At 59.2% G+C, this 11,247-nt stretch carries 13 protein-coding genes, 1 tRNA gene and 1 pseudogene; 3 read left to right on the top strand and 12 right to left on the bottom strand.

What is annotated here, in order from left to right; translation table 11 throughout:
• Positions 1–44: 44 nt before the first annotated feature.
• Positions 45–1,130, bottom strand: a complete 1,086-nt coding sequence (locus QZZ60_RS07625; RefSeq protein WP_295640092.1) for a permease — start codon at positions 1,128–1,130, stop codon at positions 45–47.
• A 69-nt stretch (positions 1,131–1,199) separates the two neighbouring features.
• The gene (locus QZZ60_RS07620; RefSeq protein ID WP_295640089.1) at positions 1,200–1,550 is read right to left on the bottom strand and encodes a helix-turn-helix domain-containing protein; all 351 of its coding nucleotides are present in this window, start codon (positions 1,548–1,550) and stop codon (positions 1,200–1,202) included.
• A gap of 480 nt (positions 1,551–2,030) precedes the next feature.
• Here QZZ60_RS07620 and QZZ60_RS07615 point away from each other — a divergent pair, with 480 nt between their 5' ends.
• The gene (locus QZZ60_RS07615) at positions 2,031–2,204 is read left to right on the top strand and encodes a hypothetical protein (protein WP_295640086.1); all 174 of its coding nucleotides are present in this window, start codon (positions 2,031–2,033) and stop codon (positions 2,202–2,204) included.
• Here the strand turns inward: QZZ60_RS07615 and QZZ60_RS07610 are convergent.
• The 6 genes and pseudogenes from QZZ60_RS07610 to QZZ60_RS07585 all read right to left on the bottom strand — a co-directional run.
• On the bottom strand, positions 2,189–2,425 hold the full coding sequence (locus tag QZZ60_RS07610) for a ferredoxin family protein (RefSeq protein ID WP_295640083.1): 237 nt from the start codon (positions 2,423–2,425) through the stop codon (positions 2,189–2,191). The genes QZZ60_RS07615 and QZZ60_RS07610 overlap by 16 nt on opposite strands.
• A gap of 3 nt (positions 2,426–2,428) precedes the next feature.
• Positions 2,429–4,090 (bottom strand): FAD-binding protein, encoded by a 1,662-nt coding sequence (locus QZZ60_RS07605; RefSeq protein WP_295640081.1) that lies wholly within the window; start codon positions 4,088–4,090, stop codon positions 2,429–2,431.
• Between the two features lie 5 nt (positions 4,091–4,095).
• On the bottom strand, positions 4,096–5,133 hold the full coding sequence (locus tag QZZ60_RS07600) for a TAXI family TRAP transporter solute-binding subunit (protein WP_295640078.1): 1,038 nt from the start codon (positions 5,131–5,133) through the stop codon (positions 4,096–4,098).
• 34 nt (positions 5,134–5,167) lie between these two features.
• Positions 5,168–5,470 (bottom strand): hypothetical protein, encoded by a 303-nt coding sequence (locus QZZ60_RS07595; protein WP_295640075.1) that lies wholly within the window; start codon positions 5,468–5,470, stop codon positions 5,168–5,170.
• 6 nt (positions 5,471–5,476) lie between these two features.
• Entirely contained in the window at positions 5,477–6,253 is a 777-nt protein-coding gene (locus QZZ60_RS07590) for a TRAP transporter large permease subunit (RefSeq protein ID WP_295640072.1), read from the bottom strand.
• 34 nt (positions 6,254–6,287) lie between these two features.
• Positions 6,288–6,767 (bottom strand): annotated as a pseudogene (locus QZZ60_RS07585) (TRAP transporter large permease subunit); the annotation flags it as partial.
• Between the two features lie 487 nt (positions 6,768–7,254).
• On the opposite strand from QZZ60_RS07585, the gene QZZ60_RS07580 reads away from it, so the two are divergent.
• Positions 7,255–8,217, top strand: coding sequence for a LysR family transcriptional regulator (locus tag QZZ60_RS07580; protein WP_295640070.1), 963 nt, complete (start codon positions 7,255–7,257; stop codon positions 8,215–8,217).
• Positions 8,218–8,223: 6 nt separating this feature from the next.
• Positions 8,224–8,478, top strand: a complete 255-nt coding sequence (locus QZZ60_RS07575; protein ID WP_295640067.1) for a hypothetical protein — start codon at positions 8,224–8,226, stop codon at positions 8,476–8,478.
• A 17-nt stretch (positions 8,479–8,495) separates the two neighbouring features.
• On the opposite strand, the gene QZZ60_RS07570 is transcribed toward QZZ60_RS07575, so the two are convergent.
• The 4 genes from QZZ60_RS07570 to QZZ60_RS07555 all read right to left on the bottom strand — a co-directional run bounded on the left by QZZ60_RS07570 (position 8,496) and on the right by QZZ60_RS07555 (position 11,131).
• A tRNA-Phe gene (locus tag QZZ60_RS07570) sits at positions 8,496–8,571 on the bottom strand.
• 438 nt (positions 8,572–9,009) lie between these two features.
• Complete coding sequence (gene nudC / locus QZZ60_RS07565; RefSeq protein WP_295640064.1) at positions 9,010–9,900, bottom strand: NAD(+) diphosphatase; 891 nt, start codon at positions 9,898–9,900, stop codon at positions 9,010–9,012.
• Entirely contained in the window at positions 9,897–10,550 is a 654-nt protein-coding gene (locus QZZ60_RS07560) for an HAD family phosphatase (protein WP_295640061.1), read from the bottom strand. Before QZZ60_RS07560 ends, nudC begins: the two co-directional genes overlap by 4 nt.
• A 2-nt stretch (positions 10,551–10,552) precedes the next feature.
• A complete protein-coding gene (locus QZZ60_RS07555) occupies positions 10,553–11,131 on the bottom strand; it encodes a hypothetical protein (RefSeq protein ID WP_295640059.1) in 579 nt (192 codons plus the stop codon).
• Positions 11,132–11,247 lie beyond the last annotated feature (116 nt).

Below are 11,247 nucleotides of genomic sequence, written 5' to 3'. Positions count from 1 at the left end.
GGGGAAACTTTTTCAAAAGTTTCCCCCTTCCCCCGCAAACTCTCTCAGAACAGCGCGTTGAGCAGCCAGCCGGTGAGGGTGAAGACCACCCACAGGTAGCCGATGAAGGCGGCCTGGAGCTTTGTGGTCATGATCTGTCTGAGCATGACGACTTCGGGAATGCTGGCGGCCACGGCGCTCATGCAGAAGGCCATGGTGGTGCCTATGGGCATGCCCTTGGTGAGCAGGCCTTCCATGACGGGCACGATGCCGGTGACGTTGGAGTAGAGGGGAATGCCCACGATGACGGCGGCGGGCACGGTCCACCACTCGCCCGCGCCGAGGTTTTCGGCGAACCAGTTGGCGGGCACGAGGCCGTGCAGGGCCGCGCCGAGGGCCACGCCCACGACGACCCATTTCCATACGCGGCGGAAGATGGAGATCATTTCTCCGAGGGCGAACGTATGCCGCGCGCGCACGGTCAGCCGTTTTCTTCCGCCCGAAAGAGGAATGACGGGCGTTTTCATGGCGTCGAGCACGAAGGGCTGAAGCCAGCGGCCGGCCCGTATGGAATCCATGAAGAGCCCGCCGATCATGCCTGCGGCAAGCCCTGCGGCCACGTACACCACGGTGAACTTCCAGCCGAGCAGTCCCCAGAGCAGCACCACGGCGATCTCATTGATGATGGGCGAGGTGATGAGAAACGACATGGTGATGCCTATGGGAATGCCCGCCGTGGTGAAGCCGAGAAAGAGCGGCACGCTGGAGCAGGAGCAGAACGGCGTGATGGCGCCGAACATGGCGCCGAGCGCGTAGCCTATTCCGCGCTTCTTTCCCGCCAGAAAATCGCGCACGCGCTCGGCGTTGAGGGCGGCGCGCAGCCACGAAATCACATAGATGAGCGCGACGAGCAGAAGCAGAATCTTCACCGTGTCGTAAAGGAAGAACTCCAGCGCCGCGCCGATGTGCGACTCGCGCGCAAGGCCGAGAGCGTCGTACACGACCCATGCCGCCGCGTCCTGAATGCAGGAATAGGCCGTCCACCACAGCGCCGCCAGCACGACAATCGTCGCGCCGTAGCGCAGAATCCAGCGTTTTTCTTCCTTGTCGTCCGTGCCGCGTTCAGAAGCGCGGCCGTCTGTCATGAGCATGGAAAAAGCCTCTTTAAAATGATATTTGTTGAAATGTTGAAATATGCTGCGCGAAAAAAGGGCGGACCCTCAGCGTTCGGGCAGAAAGCAGGGATCGACGTGACTTTCCCTGCGGAATTTGCGGCAGCACCCCGGATTGCCGGAACAGCATTCCGAAGTGAGGTAGGCAATGATGTCCAGCATGAGAGGAATGGAGGCCTTGTAGCGCATGTACCTTCCCTCGCGTTCCACGGTGACGAGCCCGCTTTGCACCAGCGCCTTCAGATGGAAGGACAGATTCGTGGCGGGAATGTCCAGAAGCCGCGAGATGTCGCCGGCCACGAGGCCGTCGGGCGCGTTCTTCACAAGAAGCCGGAACACGTCGAGACGCACGTCCGACGAGAGGGCTTCAAAGATGCTGCTGGCTTTTTTGCTTTCCATGGAAGGGATATTTCAACAAAACTTGAAGAGTGTCAAGTGCGGGCTGAGGAAAAGTGACGGATAACGACCCTGGCGTGAGGCGACGGGGAAAAACGGCGGCGGGAAGGGGGAGGCGTGAAGACCGGCGGGATGTGGCGGGCGGAAGGCAGGCGGGAGAAGGCGACGCAGGGGCGGAAAAAACGGGGAACGACGGGGACGTGCGTTTGCCTGTGATTCTGGCAGGAGCGACCAGTGTGCGGCTTACCATGAACTTCTTCAAAAGCCTGCTCATGGGAGAGTCATCGTGCCCCCTTGATTTGTCGGGGCACGTCCGTCAGACCGCATCCCCTGCTCAGCAGATCAAAGGGAATGGTCATGACATGGCCGTGACCATAAATTTTGCCCGTGCCGGGCCTTTTAACCGGAAAACGGGAGAGGAAATCCTCTCCCGTCCCAGCAGGGAGACTGGCTGCGGATCAGCCCTGCTGTGCATGAGAATGCATGACGGAGCACCGGGGAGTCACTCCATTCGTTCTCATCCCCGTCTTCCCCGACCGTCTTCCCATCGACCGGCAGAAGGGAGCAGCGCTGGCAGGAAACGTTCCGGCGGCCGGAGCGACGGTGATGATGGCCTTCATGGAAGGGCTCCCCGGTGCGGCCTATGCTTCTTCGTGATGCGGCAGTTTGTGGAACGGAACCATGATGGAAAGCGGAATGCGGAAATCAATGGCATCCATGGGGCACTGGAGGGCGCAGGCCTCCGCGTGCCAGCATTCGTCGGGATACCGGACCACCGGAAATTCCCCTTTCTTCGAGCCGTAGAAAACATCCATGGGGCAGACTTCCACGCACTGTCCGCAACGGATACATTTGTCTTTGTTGATTACGGGAGGCATATCTTATCTCCAGGACATGACGGCTTCATCGCCGTTTTTACGAATGAAGTGACGCTTGCCGTCGAGCATGAGGTTCTGCAGAGGATAGTCGACGCGGCGGTGCTGACCGCGGCTTTCCTTGCGTTCATCCGCCATGAGGAACATGACCTCGGCCAGTTCGAAGAGATTGAGCATTCCGAGGCAGTACGTCAGTTCATGCGGGTTTTCCGCGCGCAGCGTTTTCCTGGCACGGTCGTGAACGCGGCGCAGGTGGGCAAGACCGGCCTCCAGCATGGGATGAGACCGCAGTTCGCCGCAGTAATCCCAGGCAATGTTCTCCATGGCCATTTTGGCTTCCAGCCAGTGCGCGCCGTCTTCACGACCGCACAGCTCCTCCACGAGCTTCAGACATTCATCCACCTTGGGCTGCAGGAGCGAGGCGTCGGCGAATTCTTTGTCCGCCACGTATTCTCTGGCGGAATCGGCCGCCCACCAGCCGGTCACGGCCGCGCCGGAAATGCCGCCGTAACCTTCATCGCCGGCAGCGTAAAGACCGGGCACGCAGGTTTCCGATTTTCCGTTGAAGGCTATGCCGCTCGATATGGGAAGTTTCAGCACGTAGGTGGAAAATTCCACGGCGGTGTCGATCATGTCGATGCCTTCCTGCTTGAAATGACGAAGCAGGGTGGAGTTGCCTTCCTGGCGCAGCCAGTGCTCCATGAGGTTGAGCTGTTCGCGGGTGAGGCCCGTCATGTCCATGTACACGGGGGAACGTGCGGTTCGGGTGTAGCTTTCAATGTGGCGCTTGTTCACCTCCATGGTGATGTCGCCGTAAAGGGGATTGGGTTTTGTGAGGAAGGGACCTATGGGGTCTCCGTGGCAGTCGCGGAGCACGCCTTCCCACGTGGCCTGACCGTTGCGGCAGAAGTATTTCACGCCGGCGTGCAGGCCGGGCATTTCCATGTTGCACAGCTCGGCCCCGGCCCTGTAGGCCATGGCTCTGCCGTCGCCGGTCAGATTGAGAGGATTGGTGCGCATGGCCCACGCGCCGCGGTTGGCATTGGGAAAGACGCCGTTGGGCGCGCCGGTGCCGAGGCATATGGCCTTGGCCCGGTAGACATAGGCCTTGTACTCGCGGGTGTCCACGGCGAACACGCCGGCGGCGCGGCCCTGCTCATCGAGCAGGATCTCGTATCCCATGGCGCGATTGTGGATTTTCACGCCGTTCTTCTTTGCCTGCTTCGTGAGTATGACCTTCTGATCAATGCCGTTGTACTTCAAAAAGGCGCGGGTGCGGCCCGGTACGGCGTGTCCGGCGAAATAGTATTCGCCGTTGTGCTTCATCGAGATGCCCCATTCATCCCACATCCGAACAATGTCGCCGGTCTTCATGAAGAAGGCCCTGGCCCATTCCGGTCCCATCTGGCGCAGCCTGTCGCCGTTCTGGAGCTTCAGAATGTCGCTGATGAAGGTGGCATAGTCCCCGTGAATTTCCGGGATGTAGCAGATGAAGTGATCGTTTCCCAGACCGCCGCTGCCGCTGCGACGGGTATCGGCCTTGTCCAGCACCACGCAGTCCATGCCCTGGGCGCCTGCGTTGATGGCGGCCATGAGTCCGGCGATTCCTCCGCCCACGCAGAGAAAGTCGGTGTCATGCCATTCCACGGTGAATTTTTTCTCTTCCATGCTCGTTACTCCTGGGCGGAAAGAATGGACAGGAACTTGTCCTGTTCCGCCTTCTGCTCGTCGGTGATCAGACCCTTGCTTTCAAAATATTCCCTGGCACCCTCCTCATGCATGGGGGGCAGACCGAGAGACATGACGCCCCAGTCGGCGGCCTGACCGTGCACGTTGACCCATTCGTCGCGATGTTCCATGATCACCTTGACCAGCTCGCCGGCCATGGCCTTGGACATATTCTTGTTCACGAGCAGAACGGAACGGTAAATGGGGGCGTTCTTCACTTCATCGGTGTTGCCGTAGTTGCGGGAACCTGCGGGCAGAGTGTCGAAGTAGTATCCCGGAGGCATGGCGGACTTCACGGCAGGCAGCTGTTCGTCGGTGGGAGTGATGAACAGGCATTCGTCCTTGGCCTGGCGGAGTTCCATGACCACGTTGGTCATGGCGGGCATGATGAGGGCATCCGCACGGTCTTCCACCACGTCGGCCACGGCCACGGTGTTGTTGGCCTTGGTCAGATTGGCCTTGAGGTCGGAATCCTTAAGACCCGCTCCGGCGAGCAAGGCGCGCACCACGGGGTCGAACATGGTGTTGCCGGGGTTGCGCGAGTACACCACCTTGCCCTTGAGGTCGGCCAGGTTTTTGATGTCCTTGTCCGGCGTGGTCAGGCACACGAAGGCCTGCGTGCTTGCAGGAATCAGGGTGCGCATGAATTCCATGCGGCCTTCTTCCAGTCCGGCCATGTGGCTCATGACATCGGCGCCGCTGTGAATGGCCATGTCCACTTCGCCCTTTTCCATCATGGGAGCAAAGTTGTTTATGCCGCCTATGGGCTGCACGATGACCCTCTGTATGGGCGTGTTCTTTTCAATGACGCGGGCAATGGCCGCCATGATCATGTTGGCGGGACCGCCGGAGGTGGCCATGGATACCACCAGCTTTCTGGGCCACACGATTTCCTGATCGGCTGCACGGGCCAGACTGCCGGTCATGCAGACGGCCAGCAGGGCTGCAACAACACTCTTTCCTGAAATCTTCGACAACAGCATAGTCTCCTCCTTCTTTCAGATAGATCAGGGGTTATCATGCGGCAGGGCTTGATTTTTCCGCGCTGTCGGCAACAGAAGACTTTCTGGAGCCACGCAGATAGAACGCAACGACCACGCAGATGGATACGGGCACCAGCACGTAGTTGAACTGCGTCGGCAGGGGTACGACGAACAGGCCTCCGAGCACGGCGAAGATCACGCGGATGAATCTGCTTACCGGGGCGAACATGATGCCGGTAAAGGCACTGGAAAGCAGCATGAGGCTGACGAAGATCCCCACGAAGTCAAAAACGATATTGAACGCGCTTCCCACCCAGAGAATGCCGGGGTTGGTCACGAAGAATCAGGGCAGGAAGAAGGCGGAAATGCCCAGACGCGTGGCCAGAAGACCCGTGCGCGTGGCATCGGCGTCGGCTATGGCGGCGGCCACGAAGGCCGCGATGGCCACGGGCGGGGTGATGAACGAAAGCGTTCCGTAGTAGAACAGGAACATATGGGCGGCGATGGGCAGCACGCCTGCGGCGATGAGGGCGGGAACCAGCAGCGCCACGGCAAGCAGATAGCAGGCCAGAGCCGTCATGCCCATGCCCATGATGAAAATGGCAATGGCCGTCATGGCAAGCAGCAGGAAACGGCTGTTGCCCGCGATGTCGGCAAGTTCACCGGCCAGACCGTTGCCCAGACCGGAAATGTTCAGGGCGCCGACCAGTATGCCTATGCCGGTGCACAGGGGAATGACCATGATCATGCCGGCAGCGGTGTCGTCCAGAATTTCCCGGATGCGGCCCGGGGTAAGACGGGTACGCTCGGAAAAGAAGCTGCATACGACAAGCGCTATGATGGTGTAGAGAATGCTGGTCTGTGCGGAATACTTGAGCACGCCCAGCGTGAAGATCAATATTCCCAGAGGCACGAGATAGTACCAGCCGCGCTTAAGTACGCTCCATACCTGCGGCAGCTTGTCCTGAGGAAGCCCGTGGAATCCGTTGCGGATGGCTTCGGAGTCGATCTGGAAGAGAAGAATGCCGTAATAGACCACGACGGGCAGGAACGCCGAGGCGCATACCGTCCAGTAGTTCACGCCGAGAGCATCGGCAATAAGAAAGGATACCGACCCCATGATGGGGGGGAGTGAAGGGGCCGCCCGTACTGGCGACGGCTTCCACCGCGCCCGCGAGTTCCGGCTTGAAGCCGTTCTGCTTCATCATGGGAATGGTGATCTGACCGGTCGTGGCCACGTTGGCCGCAGGAGAACCGGAAAGAGAACCGAACAGCATGGAAGAAAACACGGCCGTCTTGGCGGGACCGCCGCGGTACTTGCCCATGCAGGCAAGCGCGAGATCGCCGAAGAAGTCATCCGCACCGCAGATGCGGAGCACGGAGCCGAACAGGATGAAGCCGGGCACAACGCTCGTTACCGTGCCGAGAATGCTTCCCCACATGCCTTCGCCGCTCAGGTACATCCATGCCACGGCACGGGGATAGCTGTAGCCGGAACTCATCATGAATCCGGGGAAGTAGTCACTGTAGACAAAATAGAAGAAGGAAGCGTCGATGAGTCCGACAGGAATCCAGCCTGCCACACGGCGCGCTGTTTCGAGTATGGCAAGACCGAAGGCAAAGCCGAGGCACATTTGCGGCACGGTGGCGTCCTTCCATTCATACACCAGCGTGGACGCGTTGACCGCAATGTAGCCGGCTCCTATGGCCGTCATCAGCACCAGAAGAATGTCGATGATGGAAAGCGCTCCCAGCTCCTTGCCTTTCTTCCACGGCGTAATGAGCAGAGCCAGACAGGTTATGGCGCCGGAGCATATGGCCCTGTGCGTGATGGGAAAGACGACGATTCCGAGATAAAAGAACACGTTGAACAGAGACAGGATGATATAGATCGTCCATACCACGCCTATGGCCCCTGCAAGCTTGAAGCGAAGATTGCGTTCGCTCCAGGGAATGGCTGCGGAGTATTTTTTCCGAGTCCCAGCAGAATTGACGTTTTCTTTTGCCATGACTTGCTCCTCCTTAACGTAAAGGAAAGCATAGTCCCGTCATCTTGTAAAATCGAAAAAAAATAATTATCATTCGAAAAAATAGAACACTCGATTCAGATCGGAGCATGCCATGATTGAGGAACTGAACGGTGATTTCATCCAGTGGCTTCGAGGATTCTATTACATAGCAAAGACCGGCAGCATACACAGGGCGGCGATGCTCATGAACCGCAGCGCCTCTACGCTGAGCTACCAGCTCAAGTCGCTGGAGAGCGATCTGAACACCGTGCTGTTTGACCGTTACAAGAAAGGCATGATTCTTACGCCGGAAGGCAAGAAGCTTCTGGACTGGACAATATCTACGTTTGAGACTCTCAAGTGTCTTCGGTCGGAAGTCGGCAATCTGCAGGGGCAGCTGAAAGGAAAGATCACCATTGCCTGCAATCTTCCGATCGCCCGAAAAATCGTGGACTGCGTGGCCGCCTTCCGCACGGCGCATCCCGAAGTGCATATTCTCATACGCCGAGCCATGCCGTACGAAGTGGTCAACGACGTGGAGTCCTCGCGGGTGGACTTCGGTTTCACGGGGCTTACGGCATTGCCGGAACATTGTGAATTTGAAGAACTTTTTATTTCCCGGCCTCTTCTTGTCGCCCACAAGGACAACAAGTACAACCTGCCTGAAAAACCGGCTCTGAAGGATCTGGAACGCCTGCCGTTCGTGTCGTTTCTCTCTGAACAGATGGATGACAAGGGAGATCCCTACTTCGGATCCAATGCCGTCACCGGGCCGTACATCAAGAACAACGCCATTTGCGTCAACAGCAACTTTCTCATGCTTCAATACGTGCTTCGCGGCGTCGGCGTCGCCATCATGGATGAAATGAGCATCACTTCCAGCTCATTCAACATCAAGCCGAGTCCCTTCAAGCTTTATTCTCTGGAGGATTTTCTGCCCGTGGTTCACTATGGCCTGCTGATACGCAGACACAAGCACCTTACTCCTCAGGCTTCAGCACTCATACAGCGCCTCCGGGAAAGCTGCGGGCCGGACAGTGCGGGCAACCCTGCGGATCTTCCCAGCCTGAAGTAGCTCTCCATGCCGGAAGCAACAGGGAAGAACCGTTTCGGTGGACGTGCCGGGGGGAAAATTCTGGCAAATGAAAACAGTAAGGAAACGTTCTTCCTGTACGGGAACGAAGGGAGACTTGAAGCCGTTTGCCGCGGCTTTTGCATGGTGACTCCGTTTGTGCCTCTGAAAGAGAAAAGGGTGCTGATCTCGGCGGGAATCACAGCAATTTCTACCATGCGTTTTTCAGGCAAAAAAATAAGGGTTACAGCTCGTAAGCCATAACCCTTTTCTTTCATTCATGGTGCCGAGGGACAGAATCGAACTGCCCACACGGGGATTTTCAGTCCCCTGCTCTACCAACTGAGCTACCTCGGCACGACGAAAGACTTTGTATAGGAAGCCGCCGGGTTTGGCAAGAGGGAAAAGGGGCGTTTTTTCGATTTTTTTTCATTTTTCGTGAAAAAAGAGGAAAAAAACGAAAATTTTGTCGGACGTGCCGGACGTTCGAGGAATGGAGAGGCGCGGAGAGGGAAGAGACGGAGAGAAAAGACGGGGGGATGGAGTCGTCTTGTGGGAGAAGGGCGCCCGGACGAAGGCAGGACTCTTTTATGACCGGAGTCGGGGCAGACTGCGGAGAAGCGTGCGCGGCGGGCTCCCGTTCTGCCGAAGAGCTTTCCGCGCGGTCGAAGAACGGGGCCGTTGTGCCGGGCGGTACGCCGGGGCGATTGAGGGAAACCGCCGGGCGTGAAAGGGCGCGTCCGCCGTGTTGCCCGTGCGGAAAGAGACCGGGCGAAGGGAAGGACGATTCGGACGCTACAGTTCTCCCCGGGCAAAGCGGGTGATCATGGTCATGGTAAGGGAGGAGTCGTCCGGGCAGGGCGGTATGTCGGCGCGCTTCACCCAGCGGGCCTCGGCGAGTTCCGAGGTGTCGAGGCGGATGCTTTCCGGCCCGTCGAGATCCGCGACGAAGCCTGCGGCCAGCGAGCCGGAAAAGCCCCACGGCTGGGAACCGGCGTAGCGCAGATTTTTGATGCGCAGACCCGTTTCCTCCATGACTTCACGCGCTGCGGCCTGTTCCGCGGTTTCTCCGATTTCCACGAATCCGGCCACGAGCACGAGGCGCGTGGCTCCGGGCCGCGCGTAGCGGGTAAGAAGGATGCGGTCGCCGTGCGTGACGGCCACGATGACGCAGGGAGCGATGACGGGCCAGTTCACAAGGCCGCAGGCGGGGCAGAGAAGGGCGCGTTCCGTATCGGAGCGGCGCAGGGCGGAGCCGCAGCGTCCGCAGAAGCGGTGTTCGTCGTACCAGCGGGCAAGATGTTGTGCCGTGGCGGCCGCAAAGGGCAGAGGACCGGGCTCTCCGCGCAGGGCGGAAGGCGCGACTCGGCGCAGAGATTCTGGCGTGCGGCCGGACTCTCCTGCCGCGCGAAGGGCCAGAAAGCAGCGGATGTCCCGGTCGAGTCGAGGGGCGGCACAGGAAGCGGAGGGTTCGCCGGAGGTCGGCGCGTCGTCGGCGAGACGGAAGGCGTAGGCGAGCGTTGCCGCTTCTTTTTGCGCGCGCCACTCCTGAACGGAGGGCGGACGCAGCGCGTCGGAGGCGAGCAGAAGTCCGTTTTCGTCGAGGTCGAACACGAGGTCGTCGTCGGCAGGGCGGACGTTTTGGAATTCGTTGCAAAGGCGCAGGGGGGCGATGTCCTGAATCATGCGTTCTCCTGCCGCGCGAGATAGTCCCTCACGGCGAGAAGATCGGGAAGCACGGCCGCGGCGCGGCTTTTCATGACTTCGTCTGGCTCCACCATGTCGGGCACGAGCAGGGCCTTCATGCCTGCCGCGCTGGCGGAGAGAATGCCGTTGCGCGAGTCTTCCACGGCGTAGGCGGTCGCAGGTTCCGCGCGGAGCTCTGCGCAGGCGCGCAGATAGATGTCCGGCGCGGGCTTGCTTGCCGTGAGCATGTCGCCGCACACCAGCGTGTCGAAGTAGGGGCCCATGCCCGTGACTTCCATGTTGCGCCGCACATTGACTTCGCGCGAGGAACTCGCAAGACCGGTGCGCCAGCCGTGCTCCTTCAGCCAGCAAAGAAGCTCCATGACGCCGGGCTTGAGCGGCACGCCTTCCTTCGTAAACTGCATGTAGTACACGCGCGTGCGGTCGCGGAAGGCCTCATAGTCGAACGACTCGCCGTAGGCTTCGGCAAAGACCCTTCGGGTGCTCGCGTGCGTGGTGCCTATGCAGCGGAAGAAAAGCTCATGCAGACCGCGCAGACCGAGATCGCGCCCCACACATTCCCAGGAGCGCAGAACAAGACGTTCGGAGTCCACGAGAACTCCGTCCATGTCGAAGACTATGACGGGCATGATCAGGCCTCGGGCAGAGGCTTTTCCACAAGCGGAAGCCGGTAGATGCGTCCCACGCGCATGTGCTCGCCGTTGTCGCTGGGGAAGGTGTAGTTGCCGATCACCGCGCCGAGCCTGTCGTAGAGAGGAAACGCCCGCGGATGACTGGTCTTGAGATACACGGCAGTGTATCCCTGATCGGCATAGAAGGGCATGATGAGATCGCGCAGCCAGAAGGTGCCGTTGCCGCGTCCCGAAGGCGCAATGTGAAAGTAGCTGAGCAGCGCCACCTGATCCAGAGGATCGGAAATGGACAGACCGGAACAGGCATAGATGTCACGATCAATGGCGCCGTGCGTCATGAGCACCATGCCGAGCTGCTCGTCGCCTCTCCTCAGCGTGTGAAAGTCCATGACCAGACGGGGATTCTGACTGAAATCATGAATGATCTTGCAGCAGTGATGAAACTCGTCGTAGTCGTCCCATTCCTCGTTCAAAAGCTTTTCCTTCATGTTCTCCAGCAGCGACACGAGAAACTTGCCCTCAAACTTGTCGCTGAAGCAGAACTCCAGATCGCCCTTCTGGTACAGTACCGTGGTCATCGTACCCTCCTTGACATTCCGCCCATCATGTACGCCCCCCGCTTATTCTGTCAAGCAATCGGAAAGGATAAGAGGAGAGGTGTTTGCGGGGGGAGGGAGACCCCCTTTTGAAAAAG

This window comes from uncultured Mailhella sp. (assembly GCF_905187505.1).
Lineage (GTDB): Bacteria > Desulfobacterota > Desulfovibrionia > Desulfovibrionales > Desulfovibrionaceae > Mailhella.
This window is presented reverse-complemented; position numbering and strand designations above follow the sequence as displayed.